General features: G+C 58.3%; 14 protein-coding genes. 2 read left to right on the top strand and 12 right to left on the bottom strand.

Translation table 11 applies throughout. From position 1 onward, the window contains the following. Positions 1-143 precede the first annotated feature (143 nt). The 6 genes from ltrA to ABC336_RS17965 all read right to left on the bottom strand — a co-directional run bounded on the left by ltrA (position 144) and on the right by ABC336_RS17965 (position 8,242). Positions 144-1,436: a group II intron reverse transcriptase/maturase gene (gene ltrA / locus ABC336_RS17990; protein ID WP_413239951.1), complete on the bottom strand. Its 1,293-nt coding sequence runs from the start codon at positions 1,434-1,436 to the stop codon at positions 144-146. Positions 1,437-2,735: 1,299 nt separating this feature from the next. Beyond that, entirely contained in the window at positions 2,736-3,677 is a 942-nt protein-coding gene (locus ABC336_RS17985) for a DUF1861 family protein (protein WP_413242550.1), read from the bottom strand. Further along, positions 3,677-4,795 (bottom strand): glycoside hydrolase family 130 protein, encoded by a 1,119-nt coding sequence (locus ABC336_RS17980; RefSeq protein ID WP_413239950.1) that lies wholly within the window; start codon positions 4,793-4,795, stop codon positions 3,677-3,679. The genes ABC336_RS17985 and ABC336_RS17980 overlap by 1 nt, the downstream gene beginning before the upstream one ends. Before the next feature lie 132 nt (positions 4,796-4,927). Further along, positions 4,928-5,806 carry a carbohydrate ABC transporter permease gene (locus ABC336_RS17975; protein ID WP_413239949.1) on the bottom strand — a complete coding sequence of 293 codons (879 nt, stop codon included), beginning with the start codon at positions 5,804-5,806 and terminating at the stop codon, positions 4,928-4,930. A 16-nt stretch (positions 5,807-5,822) separates the two neighbouring features. Then, positions 5,823-6,812, bottom strand: coding sequence for a carbohydrate ABC transporter permease (locus ABC336_RS17970; protein ID WP_413239948.1), 990 nt, complete (start codon positions 6,810-6,812; stop codon positions 5,823-5,825). Positions 6,813-6,937: 125 nt separating this feature from the next. Beyond that, positions 6,938-8,242 (bottom strand): ABC transporter substrate-binding protein, encoded by a 1,305-nt coding sequence (locus ABC336_RS17965; RefSeq protein ID WP_413239947.1) that lies wholly within the window; start codon positions 8,240-8,242, stop codon positions 6,938-6,940. Between the two features lie 201 nt (positions 8,243-8,443). On the opposite strand from ABC336_RS17965, the gene ABC336_RS17960 reads away from it, so the two are divergent. Continuing rightward, positions 8,444-9,460, top strand: a complete 1,017-nt coding sequence (locus ABC336_RS17960) for a LacI family DNA-binding transcriptional regulator (protein ID WP_413239946.1) — start codon at positions 8,444-8,446, stop codon at positions 9,458-9,460. 178 nt (positions 9,461-9,638) lie between these two features. On the opposite strand, the gene ABC336_RS17955 is transcribed toward ABC336_RS17960, so the two are convergent. From ABC336_RS17955 to ABC336_RS17930, 6 genes are all read right to left on the bottom strand, one after another. Continuing rightward, complete coding sequence (locus ABC336_RS17955; protein WP_413239945.1) at positions 9,639-10,682, bottom strand: metallophosphoesterase family protein; 1,044 nt, start codon at positions 10,680-10,682, stop codon at positions 9,639-9,641. A 40-nt stretch (positions 10,683-10,722) separates the two neighbouring features. After that, on the bottom strand, positions 10,723-11,076 hold the full coding sequence (locus tag ABC336_RS17950) for a DMT family transporter (RefSeq protein WP_413239944.1): 354 nt from the start codon (positions 11,074-11,076) through the stop codon (positions 10,723-10,725). Continuing rightward, positions 11,073-11,879, bottom strand: a complete 807-nt coding sequence (locus tag ABC336_RS17945; protein WP_413239943.1) for an HAD family hydrolase — start codon at positions 11,877-11,879, stop codon at positions 11,073-11,075. The genes ABC336_RS17950 and ABC336_RS17945 overlap by 4 nt, the downstream gene beginning before the upstream one ends. Before the next feature lie 96 nt (positions 11,880-11,975). After that, the gene (locus ABC336_RS17940) at positions 11,976-13,316 is read right to left on the bottom strand and encodes an ABC transporter substrate-binding protein (RefSeq protein ID WP_413242549.1); all 1,341 of its coding nucleotides are present in this window, start codon (positions 13,314-13,316) and stop codon (positions 11,976-11,978) included. 54 nt (positions 13,317-13,370) lie between these two features. Then, positions 13,371-14,216 carry a carbohydrate ABC transporter permease gene (locus tag ABC336_RS17935; protein WP_413239942.1) on the bottom strand — a complete coding sequence of 282 codons (846 nt, stop codon included), beginning with the start codon at positions 14,214-14,216 and terminating at the stop codon, positions 13,371-13,373. Positions 14,217-14,250: 34 nt separating this feature from the next. Further along, positions 14,251-15,132, bottom strand: coding sequence for a carbohydrate ABC transporter permease (locus ABC336_RS17930; RefSeq protein WP_413239941.1), 882 nt, complete (start codon positions 15,130-15,132; stop codon positions 14,251-14,253). Between the two features lie 322 nt (positions 15,133-15,454). Here ABC336_RS17930 and ABC336_RS17925 point away from each other — a divergent pair, with 322 nt between their 5' ends. After that, a complete protein-coding gene (locus tag ABC336_RS17925; RefSeq protein ID WP_413242548.1) occupies positions 15,455-15,985 on the top strand; it encodes a GbsR/MarR family transcriptional regulator in 531 nt (176 codons plus the stop codon). Positions 15,986-16,059 lie beyond the last annotated feature (74 nt).

Raw genomic sequence — 16,059 nt, 5'->3', positions numbered from 1 at the left:
AATACAAGCCAAGTAGATAGGAGAATCATATACTTTCTAGCTAGAGTGAAAGGCTGGGTGGAGCCCAGCCCCTCCTCATCAAACCGTACGTGAGGTTTTCCCTCATACGGCTTTCCGATGTTCGTCATTCATGTGCATGCAGATTACAAAAGCGTTTTAAGTCCACATTGTGTGGTCAACAGTCTCACTTCGCGTAACGAGCTTATCCATCGAGATCGTTGACGCTTCTTGGCATACCATTTTGTGAGTCGCTGGAGGATGTACCAGTCCAGCTTTGCCATCATCTTTTGGCTGTAGGGGGTATAATAATAATTGCGCCAGCCTTGTATTTTCGGGTTTAGATATTCCAGATGCTCGTGGAATGACTTATGCCGCATGCTCGGTGGAGCGAGTCGCTCCTTCACGACCTCTCTAATTCGCTCTTCGGCCTTCCGGCACAACCACTGCTGGGTCGTAAAGTATACTTTACCCTTGGATGTCTCCGCTTTCGTCTTTCGATGGTGCATGCCTAGGAAGTCGAAGCCTTCTTCTCCTGTCCATAGTCCGACAATACGCGTTTTGGTTGGATGCAGCGTTAACTCTAGGCGTTCCATGATTGCTCTAATGAGTTCACATGCCCGATCCGCATCCTTCTTCGTCTTGCAGATGACTACGAAGTCGTCTGCGTAACGCGTCAGTTGCCCAACCTTACTACCATGTCGTTCCCAAAGGATGTCAAAGTAATTTAGGTAGATGTTCGCAAGTAGCGGAGAAATGACTCCACCTTGAGGTGTGCCTAAATCTGAGCGTCGAACGTTTCCTTCTTCCATAACCCCCGCACCTAACCACTTCCTCACCAGCTTCAAGATTCGCCTGTCGCTAATTCGCATTTCCACCAGCTTCATGAGCTTCTCTTGATTGATGTTGTCGAAGTAACCTTGGATGTCGACGTCGACCACCCAATTCCCTTTGCGGTTGCATGCTTTTCGGATACGTTCCAGCGCTCCCTTCGCACTTCTCTTTGGCCGAAACCCGAATGACGTTTCCTGAAAATCCGTTTCGAAGATGGGCTCAATGACGAGCTTGGTTGCCATCTGAATGACGCGGTCTCTGACCGTAGGAATACCTAGCGGTCGCTTTTTGCCATCCTTCTTTGGGATGTAGTGGCGTCTTACTGGTTGCGGACGATACTCGCCTTCTTTAAGTAGCCGCTGACATTCGTGCACGAAGAGTGCCTCTCCTTGCTTTTCGATGTCCGCTAGCGTTTCTCCGTCTACTCCAGCTGAGCCCTTGTTGGCTCGTACTCTTTGCCATGCTTCCCACAGAAAGTCTAGCCGGTAGACCTTGTCATACAGTGCGTGAAATCTTCGCTTCTTGTTTTCCTTGGCCGCATGACCTAGTTTCTCTTGGAGTTGTTGAACGTTTTTCTTTGGTGTTGTTAGCCTTTTGGCATTCACTGACTCGTACCTCCTTAAGAAACGTGAACAAAGCAGGGCGCCTTCCCTCCCGCAGGTTGTGTTGTCCTGCGTTCATCGGTACTATGAGCCCCTCGGACTCCCTTCTTGCAGATGGTTCATTTCACCTTCTGGGCTTATAGAGCATCTCGCTACGAAAAAAAAACTTCGTGCAGGGGAGGGCCTCCCCAGTTCACTGCATCCTCTTTCATACCATGCCGCCCCCTCTACGCCGGAGGATTCTTCGCTGCCGCTCCAAGTTCTTAGCAGCTTCCTTGGCCTTCGTCTAAAAACACGAGACTCAGCTTCCTCTTTTCCCTCTTGCGAGGCCTTTTTGACGACGCGGCAGGATTCACTTCATGTTACGGCCTGGTATGTTGCTCGCCCTGCCTCTGGCAGGTACTTTCGTCGATACGCTTTTACGCACAGATTTCGCCATACGCAAGTATCCTAGCTACGCGGGGGCTTGGCCCCTCCCGCGACCGGACTTTCACCGGCTAGAGAATGCGTGTTTAGCTGGGCACGCTATTTTTAGAAAAACGCCTGGCGGCTTCCTTGAAAGACGCCCAACTCCGGCGCGCTGAGGGAAGAAAGGGTACTTAAGGAGCGCGGTGAACGGTCGGACCAGTCGCAAGTGCCACGAGATCCCCGGCTTGAGCTGCTTCAACGACCCTTTCTGCCGCTATTGCATCGCAATCTACGGCTTGAGCTGCTCCAACGACCCTTTCTGCCGCTATTGCATCGCAATCTACGGCTTGAACTGCTCCAACGACCCTTTCTGCCGCTATTGTGTCGCAATCTACGGCTTGAGCTGCTCCAACGACCCTTTCTGCCGCTATTGCATCGCAATCTACGGCTTGAACTGCTCCAACGACCCTTTCTGCCGCTATTGCATCGCAATCTACGGCTTGAACTGCTCCAACGGCCCTTTCTGCCGCTATTGTGTCGCAATCTACGACTTGATCCGCTCCAACGACCCTTTTCTAGTATTCCAAGCTTTCGGCCGCCGTCCTGGAGAATCCCGATCACAAGATCTACCGCAGCCTCGACACCCCCGAGCAACCATCCGTTGCTACCGACTGGCGCGCATTAAACATGAAAAATCGTGTTTATTTCCGCCAATAGGATAAAATTGGCGCAATAAGCACGATTTTTCGCATTCGTTTGGTCAAAATGCTGATTTTATAGCACATGAATATGAAATTTCGAGTTCGTCGCCGCGCCATCTCGACAGGAGCCGCAACAAAAGGCACGACCCGCTCCACCAGGCGCGCGTTGTGCCTCATCCTGCATGCCTCACGTCTACCTCTCATACTTCAAAAAAGGATCCCGGATCCGCAGTACCTGCGCCTCGGCGTCGCTGGTGCCCGCGTAGAGATCGGCAGTACCGTCCGGGTGTCTGACCAGACCGCCGCTGAACACGACGTCGGCCAGGTCGGGCCGCTTGGCCGGTCCCGGCTGGAAATCCTGCCGTTCGGCGATGACCTCCATCGGGGTATGGTCCCCCGTCTCAGGATCAACAGCAAACACAATTGGATAATAATGCCGGTTGCCCGCGATGCAAAAAGAGGCAATGTGACCAAGCACGCCAAGCTTGCCGCCCGCGAGACGATGGATCTCGTTGGCGCCGCCCCATTCCTCCAGGAGGAACTGGTCAAATACCGGCGCCTCATCGACCGCTTCGACCGTCAATGCCGCCAAGCTGTCCACCTGTGTGAATCCGATCCGTCCGCGACCGCCCTTGGCCCCTTGCGGACGGGTGAACACGCCGATCCCGCCGCTATCCAGCTCGACCAGCCGCAGGTCCTTCATGAAGTCCGGCCCCTGGAAGAACGGCTTCAGCTCGGCGATTGAAGCGCCTTTCATAAACACGGTGCGCCAGCCGAGATGGCCCTCACGCTCGGGATGCGGGAACGTCTGCACCCCGCCCAGCACCAGCTCGCCGCCGATGTAAGTGAAGAACGGATCCTGCAGAGCATATACAGGGGCCCCGGCCCGCGGCACCCACACCTCACCCTCCTGGACGAAAAAGTGTATCTCCGAGATCTCGCTGTCCCGATGCTCCACACGTCCGGGGATGACCCACTCGCCCTCGTCCCGGATCGGTCCCGCGATATTGTATACGTCCCTGCCCTGCACCCCTACCATCTGCAGCTTGGCAGCTTCGAGCGGCCGGGCGGTCTTGACCCGGTAATCGGTGACCAGCTCCGCTACGCTCTGCAGTCCTTGCGATGTCTGTTGCATCATGATCCATCCAGTCCTTTCTGCCGAGTCTGGCTCAGCTGCTCCATTACTTGCCGGAAACTGAACTGTACCGCCGCCATCGTATCGTCTGAAGCACCGTAATACATCATGATCTTATCGTCGTCGACGACGGCGCCGCAGGCGAAGACGACGTTGGCGAAGAAGCCGCTCGTCTCATACTCCGCCTCCGGCACCATGAGCGGCTGCTCCATCCGGGCCAGGACGCGGTCAGGACGCTCCAGATCCACCAGCGCGGCCCCCATCGCATAATTATGCTGATCATCGGCGCCGTGATACAGGATCAGCCAGCCTTCGTCCGTCTTGATCGGCACACAGCCGGCGCCGATCCGGGCGCTGTCCCACAGCCCCGGCCGCAGCCCCATCTGGAAGCGGTGATCGCCCCAGTGGATCAGGTCCGGCGAGGAAGCGACCCACATCTCGGGGGAGCCCAGCCCCTCCGGCACCGGCCGGTGCAGCATCCAGTACTTGCCGCCGATCTTCTCCGGGAAGAGGGCGACATCCTTGTTGGTCGGCGCCAGGATCAGCCCCTCCCGCTCATACGTATTCAGATCGCTGCTGCTCAGCAGTCCCACCGCGACGCCTTTCTCGGAGACGGCGCTGTACGTCGTGTAATATCGGTCCTCCAGGCGGGTGATCCGGGGGTCCTCGATGCCCCAGGCCTCCAGCCGCCCTGCAGGCAGCACAGTCGGCGACGCATCGACCTCGAAGCGCAGACCGTCGCGGCTCCTTGCTGCCCGCAGATGCGAGATCGAGGTCAGATACAGCGTATTGCCCTCGCTGTCCCGCACCACGCGCGGGTCGCTGAAGTCCAGCGACTCGTCTTCCCGGTCGAGCGCGATGATCCGCATCGGCTGCGCCTGCCGGTCTGCCGCTGTCCCTTCTTCATTCAGGACCGGGATCAGCACATGCGCCGGATCGGACTGGCGGGGACGCTCCGCCACCCTCAGCAGCAAGACCGTCTCGCCGTCATGACGGTGCACGCCGGCGTTGAACACGCCCAGCACCTCCCAGTCGGGATACGACGGGGCGACATCCGCCGGAGCGATGATCGGGTTGGCCGCGGCACGCACCAGCTTTATGCTCTGTTCTCTAGTCAATATAGCTCTCCTCCTATCTCCGATTTACCTGCCATACGGCAGTTGGCATCGTAGACCCTGCCCACGCAGGGGCTGCGAGAATCTTGCGCCAAGCTGCTACGCTTCTCACCTCTGCCCTTTCAGTTGACTCCCTCAGTCTTTTATACCCGTAAATGTAATCCCCTCAATAAAATATCGCTGAGCGGCAAAGAACAGGATGATGACCGGCAGCGCCACCAGCGTCGACATGGCCATCAGATAGTTCCATTGCGGCGCTTCGTTGATCCCGCCCATGAAGAAATACATACCCAGGTTCATCGTGTACAGATTGCTGTCCGTGAGATACACCAGCGGCCCCAGGAAGTCGTTCCAGTAGCCCCGGAATGCGAAGATCCCGACAGCCAGCAGCGCCGGCTTGATCTGGGGCAGCATCACATAATAGAAAGTCTGGAAGAAATTCGCGCCGTCCATCTCTGCCGCATCGTCCAGCTCCCGGGGGAGCGTCATGAAGAACTGCCGCAGCAGGAAAATATAGAACGGCCCCCACGCTGTCCAAGCCCGCAGCACCAGCGGATCGAACTCGCCGGTCAGCCCCAGCTGCTGCCAGATCAGGAAGGTTGGGATGAGCGTCACATGAAAGGGTAGCATCATTGTAGCCAGCAAGACCAGGAAAATAAAGGTACTCCCCGGAAAACGGAACCGCGCAAACCCGTAGGCGACCACGGTCGCACTCACAAGCTCGGCGATCAAGCCGAGCACGACGATGAAGGCGGTGTTAGCCAGATACACAGTGAACGGCCTTGCCGTCCAGGCTTCAGCAAAATTGCTCCATTGCGGCGGATCCGGTATAAACTGCGGCGGCCATGCGAAGATATCGCCGTCCGCCTGCAGCGCGGTGGAGATCATCCAGAAGAAGGGTACCAGGATAACTACCGCCAGCAGGGTGATCAGGATATAGATAAGCAGCCGCTTGAACCGTTTTGAACCTCTGGCTTGTGCCGCAGACGGCTGACTTGTTGTGCTGTTCGACATCGTTATCTCCTCCTCCCTAGCGCTTGACGTCCGACTCGTAGTGTACCCAGGCCGGGCTGGACCGGAAGACCAGCAGCGTCATCACCAGGATGATCAGGAACAGCACCCATGCTATCGCGGACGCCTCTCCCATCGCCATCTGGGTGAAGCCGCGCTCATAGACGAGCTGATTCATGAATTTGCCTGCGCCGGTAGTCGGTCGTACGAACATGGCGACGGTGAAGATCTGCAGCGCTCCGATCATGCCCATGATGACCTGCAGCAGGATGACCGGCGAGATCTGCGGCACCGTAATATTTTTGAACTTCGTAAACGCTCCCGCGCCGTCAATCTCCGCCGCCTCATAGAGAGAGCGAGGCACGCCCTGCAGCCCTGCGAGGAAGACGACGGTGTTCACGCCGAAGATGCCCCATAGACTCATGATAATGAAGGCGGGCAGGACGTAGTTCGGATCCCCGAACCAGTTCGGACTGTTCAGGCCGAACAGATTGAAGGCCGGAGACAAAGCGAAGTTGATGATGCCTGTCTCGCTGTTGAACATCCAGCGCCAGATCAGGGCGACCGCCACCTCCGGCATGACCGCCGGCAGGAAGTAAATCGTCCGGAACGTGCCGATGCCCTTCAGCTTGTTGTTCAGCAGCATCGCCACCAGCAGCGCCCCGAGCACGCCGAGCGGCAAGGACAACAGCGCGTAGAGCAGCGTAATCCGGATCGACGGCCAGAACTCCACATCCGTCGTGAACAGCTTTACGTAGTTGTCGAGACCGATCCAGCGGCTCCCGCCGAAGATGCTCGATTGTGTAAAGCTGAGGTACAGCGAGTTAAAGAGCGGATACAACGTAAATACGAGAAACCCGACAATCCACGGCGATATCAGTGCCAGACCGATCGCCTGCCGCTTGCCCCATCCCAGACGCGTGGCGATAAAATAGAGCAAAAAGCCGATGCCCACAAGCACAACCGGCAGAACGCCCCAGCGGACAAGCGTGCCGATGTAATTTTCCATGCCATTCCCACCTCGCCCATAGAAATCCCCACAAACCGTTCACTTGCAGGGCCGGAAACCAAAAACGGTCCATTTCATGCGTACGGGAGGCACGAATGGTGCCTCCCTATGCTGTAACCATCCATTTATTGCATCGCGTTCTCCAGCAGCGGCTTGACCTGCGGGATCAAATCGAGCGGATCGGTCCCCGAGTTGACCATAGGATCGATCAGCTGTGTTGTGAATACATTGTCCCAGCTCGGGTATTGCTCGGAGAACAGATACGGCCGCGCATATTCCATGGAAGCAATGATCGCCTCCAAGGACTGCGCCTTCTGCGGATGCATCTCCTGCAGCGTCTCCAGCGTGCCCAGCGACTCGCGGGGCGGCATGATCTTCCAGTGGTGGATCGCATCTGTCAGGTCGAGCAGCGCGTCGAACGCCGCATCCGCATGGCTGGTCTTCGCATTGATGCCCATCCCCAGCACATCGCCGAAGGTCGCATGGATACCGGTCGGTCCGGCCGGCACCATGAACGCCTCGACATTCTCTACAGTAGAATCCAGATCATCGGCGGCGCCGCCCATGAACATCGCTACCTGACCGTTGCGGAACATCGTATCGAATCCGCGGTCGCGGATGAGCTGCTGGGACGGCGTCAGCGGTCCGTTCAGCAATTCGGCATAGAACTGCAGCGCCTCCGTCGCTTCCGGCGAATCGATCGGCGACTGGCCATCCTCGGTCAGCACCTCTCCGCCATTTTGCCAGACGAACATCTGCACAGGCGGCCAGCCGTTCAGCGTGAAGCCCCACTGCACGGTGTTGCCGGCATTGAAGCCATCATCTCCGGGATTATTGCCGTTGCCGTCCTTGGTCAGGGCAGTCATCGCCGCGTTGAAGTCTTCCCAGGTCCAATTCTCGTCCGGGTAGCTCAGATCCGCTTCGTCGAACAGTCCTTTGTTGACATACATCATGACCGGCTGCTGCAGCCAGGGCAGGCCGTACTGCTGGCCTTCATGCGTGAATGGCTGCAGCGATGCCTCGTAATAATCGTCGATCTGGGCGGCCGGATGATCCGATGCAGCCAGACGGTCGGTAATGTCGAGCATCGCGCCCTGGGCCGAGAACTGCGCCGCGCGCTGGGCGCTGATCCAGAACAGGTCCGGACCCGAATTACCCGACAGTTGTGTAATGATGCGCGTATCATACTCGGCCGGATTGGAATCCTGTACGAGGGTATACGTCGTCGAGTTGGCATTCAACTCATCGATGATCTCCTGCAGCTCGTTCGCCTCATCCGCTCCTGCCCAGGTCGCCAGTCGGACCTGCACTTTCTCCCCTGAGGTTGCGCCGTTGTCGCCGCCGGGGCTGACGTTGTTGCCCGAGCAAGCTCCCAGGACGAGCGAAGACGCCAATAGCAGCGCGGCCGTAGCTGAATATCGTTTTTTCAAGTGAAAGACCTCCATTTATCTATATTTGTAATGAATCAAAACCACTTAGTAACGTTACTTTAAGATTACAACTGAATTATATCCCTTCCTGTTAGCGCTGTCAACATTCAAACAGGACTGCACATCTTTACAATTCACAAAATAATCTGTATGATGATTTGTAACGTTACAAAATGAAATTGGGAAAGGGTATGTATAAGGATGCCAAAGAAAATCGTGATGCAGGATATCGCGGATCGACTGCAGCTCTCGAAGAATTCCGTGTCCCAGGCCTTGACCGGCAAAGACGGAGTCAGCGAGGAAACCCGCCGGTTGATTATGAAGACTGCACAGGAGATGGGTTACCATTATAAAGGAAAAATATCGGATCGGAAGGCCGCGCCTGCCCGGCGAATCGGTCTGATCGCATCCGAATACGCATTTTCGATGGAGAATTTTTTTGGCAAGATCTATGTCGACGTCGAACGGGAAGCGCAGAAACATAACTTCAATCTGCAGATCCAATCGATCTCGCCCGCCATGCGCGACGGGCTGACGCTGCCCGCCTTTCTGGAGGACAACAAAGTCGACGGTCTGCTCGTGCTGTCTCATATCAGCACGACCTATACCGAGCGGATCCTGACGGAGCGCGTGCCTACCGTCCTGATCGACCATCATCATCCGATGCTGCATGCCGACGCGGTGCTGACCAACAACCGGTTCGGCGCGTATATGGCGGTGAAGCATCTGCTCGATCTGGGCCATACCGAGATCGGCATCATCGGCAATGTCGAGGCTTCTCCCAGCTACCAGGAACGCTACGAGGGCTATCTGCTGGCGCTTCGGGAGCACGGCCTCGAGCCATCGGAGCCGCTGATGCATGCACGCGTCCCTGAGGAAGCAACGGCCATCAGGAGGGCGCTGGAGCAAGCAGGCGATGCGGCTACCGCCTGGTTCGGCATGAACGACGGATTTGCCTATTATGTCTGCAGTGCCCTGCATGCCGCCGGACGGCGGATCCCGGAGGAGGTCTCGATCTGCGGCTTCGACCATACGCACTTCTCGGACATGTGCCATCCCAAGCTGACCACCATGGAGATCGATATCGGCCAGTTCGCGCGCAAGGCGCTTCACCAGCTGATGTGGCGCATGGACAACCCGGACGAGGTCTACCAGGAGATTCTCCTGCCCACCCGCCTGCTCGTGCGGGATTCGACCGGGCCTGTACGGGAACGGTAAATATTTGCAGGGTATATAGTATAACGTACCCATACCGGGTGAATAAAAAACACTCGCACTAAGGATTTCTACTTGAGGAAATGCTCGTACTGTCGCGCAACATCGGCTGATTCCCTCCGACAAAAACTCCCCTCCCGGTCCCGGGAAGGGAGTTCATCATGACCTATGTGCGGACGTCTTAACCTATCTGCTCCTCGACCTTCTGCGTCTCCGTCTTGACTTCGACACCGACAGGCAGCGCGATACGGAACTGCGCCGTCTCGATCCAGGTACCGCGCGTGAAATCGCGGCCGCGCACGAGGACGGCATCGTCATAGATCTCGACGTAGTAGCCCTGGCTGCCCAGCACGTAGGCATCATCCCACTGCTGGGCGACAGCGGCGAGCTGGGCCATCTCGGATGCCGGTTTACCCGGCTCGTGCGCCATCTCGGATGCCGGCTCATCGGACGCCGCCGGGGACGGCTGGTCGTCTGCGTCCGTCCACAGATAGGCTACCGAGCCTGCGTTGAACAGATGCGGCCCCTGCCCATGCTCGCCGAGCTGATGCATCGTCCGCTCGCTCTCCAGATGCCAGTGCGTGTGGCCGGTGAACAGGATGGCTTGCGGATGGCGCAGCAGCACCGCCCGCAGTGCCTCGTCCTGCTCGACGCCGAACCAGGCCTGCGCCTCCAGCGAGCCAGCGGTTGTGTTCTTGAGCGGCTGGTGCAGGAAGACGAACGCCGGCTGACCCGGCGCGGCATCCTCCGCTACCTCTGACAGCTTCGCATCGAGCCAGGCCAGCTGCGGCTCGCTCAGACTCGCGAAGCGGTCGAGCCCCGCCTCCGTACCCAGGAAGATGTAATGATAACCGTCCACCCAATGATCGTGATACGTACCACGCATACCGGTATGCTGCTCATAATGGCCGATCCGGTAATCCCATCTGCCCAGCGCGACGTCATGATTGCCGACGCAATAGCGGAGCGGCGGCAGACCTTCGCGGTTGGCGGCGATGATCCGATCCAGCGCCTCGTACTCCTCCGCCAAGCCGTGATCGGTGATATCCCCGGCATGCATGATGCCGCTGCTCTGCCCGGCATAGCCGCTCGCCAGGATGTCCTTCAGCGCCTGGTCGAAATGGCGGTTGTACAGGTGGTTGTCATCCTCGCGGACATGTGTATCCGTGATGACCTGGAAGCAGGCGCGCAGGGCACCGCCCTTCCGTTCTTCGTGTTGATTCATGATCCATGCCTCCTCTGCAGATTCCATTCTCCTATCCATCTCAATGCGTCTTGGCGCTCATGCTGAGGCCGACCACGCCCATGATAATGACGCAGATCCATATCACGGAAGCCAGCGACAACCGTTCGTCGAACAGCCAGATCCCGGCGACAGCGATGAGCGCGATGCCTACGCCGGACCAGGTGGCGTAGGCGACGCTAATGCTCATATAGTTGAGGGCGAAGTTCAGGCTGGTGAAGCTGATGCCGTAGAACACGAACATCAGCACCGAAGGCCATAGCCGCGTGAAGCCCTCCGACAGCTTCATCGACACGGTGCCTGAGAGCTCGAGCAGGATCGCCAGCCCCAGGAACACCCAGCCGATACTCATCCCTACTGCAGGGTCGGCTTTCATAGGACCAGACACCCCAGCTGCAGCTGATCATACCCGCGGATGAGATGCGTCGCATCGGGGAAGCTCCCGCCGGGGTCTGCCGGTCGTGCTGCATCCTCGCCGCCGGCCGTCAGATCCAGCGCGATCCGCACCGGCGACCCGGCTGCCCGGCCCATCATCATATCGCCGTTGGTATCGCCGATCACGGCAGTCTGTGCCGGCGGGATGCCCAGCCTGCTGCACGCGAGCAGCAGCAGATCGGGGAACGGCTTGCCCCGTTCCGCCTGATCCGTACCGATGACCGCATCGAAGACGCCGTCCAGTCCCAGCCAGTCCAGATGACGGAGCGCCGCGCCGGTCTCATCCGCCGTGACGAGGGCCAGCGGCAGGCCCGCCGCCCGACACTGCTCCAGGAAGGCTCCCGCACCGCCGATGAGGCGGGCCGGGCGCTCCCGCTCCATCGCTTCATCGGCGGCACGGCTGCACGCATAGACCAGCTGTTTGGCCTCGCCCCAGGACAGTCCGGCCCGGTACCCTTCCCATGTCAGCAGCGTGTAGAGCTCGTCCATCGTCCCCATGGCCAGCGGTCCCTGGCGGTCGTAGCCTGACGCCTCCCCGTTGCCGTCCTGCATGAGCCCCCATAGCGAAGCGAGATCCGCCGCGCGCGCGGCCAGCCCCCTGCTCTCAAGGCGATGCCTGAATTCCTGATGCATATATCCGCTCCATGTCCCCCACATGGACAACATGTCCAGCAGCGTCCCGTCCTTGTCGAACACGAGGGCCCCGATACGCTGGCGCTGCCCCTTCACGATGAGCTCATACATAGCCTATCCACTCCTTTAAGAGGTTGTTTAAAAAGCCCGCTATTGATCACGAAGTGATGCAGAGAAGTGGATTCTACATGTCATGTCTTGCCTGCCTTATTTGACTTGATCCAATGCCGCCTGAGCCGTCTGCTTGGCTTCGCGGAGCGCCGTCTCGGCCGGGATGTTCTCGATCTGCACCTTGTCGACGGCGATCGTCAGCGCGTCGTTAATCTTGCCGCCTGTCGGATCGGTGAATGGCAGCGACGCTTGCGAGGCTTGCATCAGCGGCACCCTGCTGTGCGGGTTGGCTTCGCTATAGGCCTTGAAGTCCGGATCCTCAAGCGCCGACTCGCGGACTGCGATGTAGCCCGTATTCATCGACCACCAGGCCGTGTTTTCGCTGCTGTTGAAGAACGTCAGCCACTTGAACGCTGCCTGCTGCTGTTCATCGCTCGCTTTGGCGGGGATGCCAGCCAGCAGGGCGCTGGCCACCGGCTTGCCCTCGCCTACGCCTTCCCAGCCCGGCTGGACCATCGCGCCGAGCTGCTCGAAATCGAGATCGCCCTGGTCGCCGCTCGAGCCGGTGTAGCCCGCGGCACGATTTTTCATCACATCGTCAATCGTCTTGTACCAGTACTCCCAGCCTTGGCCGCCATGATGGATGCGCATGATCTGGTCTTCATGGATCCACTTGCGAAATGCGTCCCACGTCTCGATCCACTCCGGCGAATCGATCATCACCGTCTTGCCGTCCTCGCTCAGGATCGTCCCGCCGCGGCTCAGCGCTGCGTCGATCATATTGCCGCTGCCCCACATCGGCTCCCAGCCGTAGAATACCGTCTTGCCGTTCTCCTTCACCGTCATCCGCTCCGCCGCCTCCGCCAGCGCTTCCCAGGTGGTCAGCTCCTCGGGCTTCACGCCGATCTTCTCCAGCGCATCCTTGCGGTAGTACATCACTTGCGTCGTCCCGTACATCGGCAGGAAGAACTGCTCGCCGTCCACCTTGCCCTGCTCCAGAAATGCCGGCACGAAGTCGTCCGCCTGGAAATCCGGATCCTGTGCGATCAGCTCGTCCAGCGAAGCATAGTAGCCTCTGCGCGCCCAGTCATGGTTGGAAGCCAGTACCGCTGCCGGAACGTTGCTGGTCGCGATGGCCGCCTGCAGCTTTTGCTCAGTCTCCGTGTAATCTCCCTGCACCACACCCTTGACGATGACTTCGTTCTGCGATGCGTTGAACTTGTCGATCAGCGCCTTCATGTTGTCGCCCAGATTGCCGCCGAGCCCGTACCAGAATTCGATCGTTACCGGCTCTGCCGACGCACTCGCTTCACCATTCGTACCTGGCGATGCAGCACCGCCTGTGTTGTCATTAGTCGTCGTTCCCGCGCCGCATGCGCTCAGCAGCAGCAGGCTGGCCGTCATCGCCGCAGCGATGCCTTGTTTTGTCCTTACCATTGTTACCATTGGTTTGTAACCTCCCATAATGATGTTGGATAGCTGCCCGCCGATTCAACCTTTATTGGCCCCGGCAGACATATTGACGCTTTGCATGATGACCTTCTGGGTCAGCAGGAACAGCAGCAGCAGCGGAGCGATCGTAAACGCGCTGGCAGCCATGATGAGCGGCCACTTCAGCCCGTATGCACCTCCCTCCACGAAAAAGCTGCGCAGACCGGCCGAAACCAGCTGCAGATCGGGGTCTTTGGTGATCAGCATCGGCCAGAAGTAATTGTTGTATTGATCAATGAACGTAATCAGCACCAGCACCGCAAAAGACGCGCGGGTAAGCGGCACGATGATCGTCCAGAGAATGCGGAGCTGGGACGCGCCGTCCACCGTACCTGCCTCGACCAGCTCATGCGAGACCTGCAGGAAGGCCTGGCGGATCAGGAAGATCGCGAACACGCTGACGCAGTTGGAGAGAATCAGTCCGGCATAGCTGTCGAGCAGATTCAGATTGGACAGGATGACGTAGCCCGGCAGATAGACCGCCGTCGTCGGCACCATGTAGCTGACCAGGATCAGCGCCGTCATCGCGCCTTTGAGCCGGAACGGCATATGCGTGAGCGCATACGCCATGAGCGCCGAGTTGAACACCTGGATGACCGCGATGGCGCCCGCGACAACGATACTATTGAGCATATAGCGGCCAAACGGCGCGCTCTGCCACGCTTCGGCAAAGTTGCTCCAGAGCGGCTGCTCCGGCCACAGCGTCGGCGGCACCTGCCAGATCTCGTCGTTGGTCTTGAGCCCATTGGTGATCATCCAATAGAACGGAAATGCCATGAGCGCACAGAACAGGATCAGCAGCAGATGCCGCACCGCCGGTCCGAGCGTTTGGTTAGCGGATAACATGGGTGGTGCCTCCTATCTCGGTGATCAACCTCTATTAGTGGTAGTGAACGGTCCGCCGGCTGACGATAAAGGAAGCGACTGACAGCAGCGCGCAGCCGAAGACGAGGACCACGGCCACCGACGATGCCTCGCCGATCCGGAACCCTTCGAAGGCCGACTGGTAATACAGGTACAGCAGCGTCCGCGTCGAGCCGGACGGTCCGCCTTGCGTCATCACGTTGATCTGGTCGTACGCCTGCAGTGAGGAGATCATCAGCACGACCGAGAGGAAAAAGGTCGTCGGCGAGATCAGCGGCAGCGTGATGCGCGTGAACAGCTTCCAGCTCCCTGCCCCGTCCATCCGTGCCGATTCCTGCAGATCCCTGGGCACATTGTGCAGCGCCACCAGGAAGAACACCATCGCCCAGCCGACCGACTTCCACACCGTGACGATCAGGATGGCGATGAGTGCCCAGTCCGGATCCTTGAGCCAGCCCAGACCCTCCATTCCGAGGAAACGCAGGATGCTGTTGGCGAGGCCGCTCTCCGGCTCGAAGATCCAGGACCAGACGATCGACACGGCGACCATCGGCGTCACCCAGGGGGAGAAGATGAAGGCCCGGTACACGCCGCCCAGCCGCACAGCCCGCTTCATCAGGAGCGCCAGCGCCAGTCCGCCCGCCAGCGTAGGCAGGACATTCCCCAGCGCGAACAACAGCGTCACCTTCAGCGAGTTGTAAAAGGCCGGATTGGCCAGCAGCGCAGTATAGTTGGCGAGCCCGACGAACGGCTTGTCCTCCCCCATGAAGTCCCAGTCCGTAAAGCTCAGATAGAACGCATAGCCCAGCGGGAAGAGCCAGAACACCGCCAGCGGCACCATGGCCGGCAGCGTGAACAACGTCGCTTTGACGTCTTGCAGGAGCTTGTTTTTCTTCATCTCGTTAGGCGCACATCCATTCAATAAAAATTTAACGATATTGATTATCAGGATATTTTCCTTTTAATTTGCCTTTCGTACAAATAAAATTGTACACTCAAACAGAAAGCAAAAGGTTATCTCTGCGTAAACGGGAAGATAAGATCATGTAAATCCAGAGGCGTCCGGGAAAAGGGATGTGGCGGACGAAGCAATCACGTATAATGGAAATCAGGCATACATGATAGGGCAGGTGAGGAAGATGCGGAAGCCGGGAGAGGCGGAAGCGGATAGGCAGCGTGCCGGCACGTCGGCGGACAAAGCGCGCAAAGCGGAAGACCAAATGGCGCTTGATGCGACAGGAGATAACCCGCGCACGCGGGCGCGCGAGCGGGTGATTGCGGCAATCGCCGATACGATGGATTTGTATGGCGCGACGCATTCTTTTGGACAATTGTATGGCATCATGTATTTTGAAGATCGTCCGATGACACTCGAAGAGATGAAGACCCATATGAATATGAGCAAGAGCAATATGAGCTATGCCGTGCGCTCGCTGATGGAGTCGCGGATGGTGACGAAGCTGGAGGAGAAGCGGGAACGGCGGGATTTGTACCAGGCCGAGACGGATTTCTTCCAGGCGTTCCGCAACTTCTTCACCGTCAAGCTGCAGCGGGAGATCGATGTCATGCGCGGCGCGATCGAAGAAGTCATCCCGGAGCTCACCGAGACGATCCTGGCGATCGATACGCCGGATGAGGAGCGCAAGCTGGCGCTGCAGGATCTGCACAAGCTGCGGGACGGATTGCGTTATTACGAATGGCTGCAGCAGTTCGTGGAACGGCTGGAGGCGGGGGAGTTTTTTGACCGGTGATGGTGCCCGTATTGCGGCGCATGCTACTGTAGAAAGCGCCTACTGAACGATCACGGAACACCAGGGTATATTTG

The organism is Paenibacillus jepli (assembly GCF_047238105.1).
Lineage (GTDB): Bacteria > Bacillota > Bacilli > Paenibacillales > Paenibacillaceae > Paenibacillus_D.
The sequence above is the reverse complement of the archived record's forward strand: the minus strand, read 5'-3'. Positions and strand labels throughout refer to the sequence as shown.